The organism is Chamaesiphon sp. OTE_20_metabat_361 (assembly GCF_031364565.1).
In genome coordinates this window covers 1-1,897 of the sequence record NZ_JANLWO010000469.1, presented here as the reverse complement: position 1 = coordinate 1,897, position 1,897 = coordinate 1, and the positions used below count along the sequence as shown (strand labels likewise).

General features: G+C 51.0%; 1 protein-coding gene. It reads right to left on the bottom strand.

The features are described 5' to 3' along the window. Positions 1-106 precede the first annotated feature (106 nt). A partial coding sequence (gene glgP / locus RMO35_RS13750) for an alpha-glucan family phosphorylase (protein WP_309741867.1) occupies positions 107-1,897 on the bottom strand: 1,791 nt, incomplete at its 5' end.

Here is a 1,897-nt window from a genome sequence, read left to right as displayed (position 1 = left end):
CTATCCAAAAAGATCCAGCAACATCACTAAAAAATTGGGAAGAGGGCATAAAAAATTATGCCCTCTTCCCGACTCACAATTTTAATTGCTAACCTGCGTTAGCTATCTATGCCCATTGAATCAATCCAAACTCATAAGTATTGCTCAGATGGGGGTTGTGGGGCAACACGCGCAGAGACAAGCCTTGCAAGCCGCTGGCGGCGTAAGCAATCTCACTGGTGTAGAGACTATTGCCTGCACCATCGCGACCTTGGTAGGTCATGACAGCGGTGTCTGCGTTGGTAATTTTACCGTTGGTGTCTACAGCGCCTTTGTACAGTTCGACTTGGACGTCATGAGGTTCCAAATTACCGAGCTGGATCAGACTCTTGACGGAAATCGCTTGATTGACGTTGATATCTTCAGGTGCCGAGACATCGACGGTGTGGATTTTGAGATCGCCCCAATGTTTGAGCATCTTTTCTTTCCAGTGGGCGAGATCTTTTCCGGCTTGATAGTTGTCGTCGGTGACAACATGATTGCGATCGCTCGCCGGGAAGTAGCCGATGGTGGCATAATCGCGGAGCATCCGGGCGGTATTAAAGGTCGGACAATTGAGCCGGATGGCATCTTTCATCTTGGCAACCCATTTGCGGGGTAAGCCTTCTTTATCGCGATCGTAGAACAGCGGCACGATTTCTTGCTCCAGGAGATCGTAGAAGGAATTAGCCTCTACTTCATCTTGATACCCTTCATCAGCATACAGTTCGCCATGTCCGATCGGCCAACCAGTTTTGACATAATCGGCTTCATCCCACCACCCATCGAGAATACTCAAGTTGGGTAAACCATTCATCGCCGCTTTCATACCGCTGGTACCAGAGGCTTCATGGGGACGACGGGGGGTATTCAGCCAGATGTCGCAACCAGCCACCATCACCCGCGATACATAAATATCGTAGTCGGGAACGAAGACTACTGAGTTCATCCCTTCGGTGCGAGTGAAGTGAACGATATCGCGGATCAGTGCTTTACCGGGGATATCCTTGGGGTGTGCTTTCCCGGCGATTACAAATTGGACTTTGCGACCTTTATTGCCGACCATGATTTCTTTAATCCGATCGAGATTTCGCAGGAATAAAGTGGCACGCTTGTACGTCGCAAACCGACGAGCAAACCCGATCGTCAGTACGCTGGGATCTAATGCTTGCTGAGCGCGATCGATTTCGGCGAGGGTTGCACTACGCTCTTTGAGATGGCTGACAATGCGATCTCGTACATAGACGACCATTTCCGAGCGACTGTGTTCGTGATTGCGCCACAGTTCCTCATCGGGAATCGCGTCTATTTTACTCCAAATCGGGTCTTCGATCGGGCGCTCCGACCATTCTGGACCGAGGTAGCGATCGTATAGTTCCTGGACAGATTTAGCCACGCAACTACGCGCGTGAACGCCGTTAGTGACTGAAGTAATCGGTACTTCATCGATCGGGACATCCTTCCACATGTTCTGGAACATCTCCCGCGAGACGACTCCATGCAGCTTGGCAACACCATTGACAAAACTAGACGTTTTCATCGCCAGCGCCGCCATACTAAACGGCGATTCTAGCGCGGTGGCATCTTCACGCCCCAAGCCCATGAATTCATCCTTATTCAGTCCGTAGACGCCAGCATAATGTCCCACATAGTACATCGTCTTGTCTGGTGGGAACAGATCGAAACCCGCACTCACGGGAGTATGCGTCGTGAAAATTTGGGTCGATTGGGCGACTTGCTTGGCTTCGACAAAAGACAGCTTATCGCGCTGCATCAGCACGCGCATGTGTTCGAGAATCAGGAAGCCAGAGTGTCCTTCGTTCATGTGATAGACGCTCGGCTTGTGTCCTAACGCTTCGAGCGCGCGGAAGCCACCGAT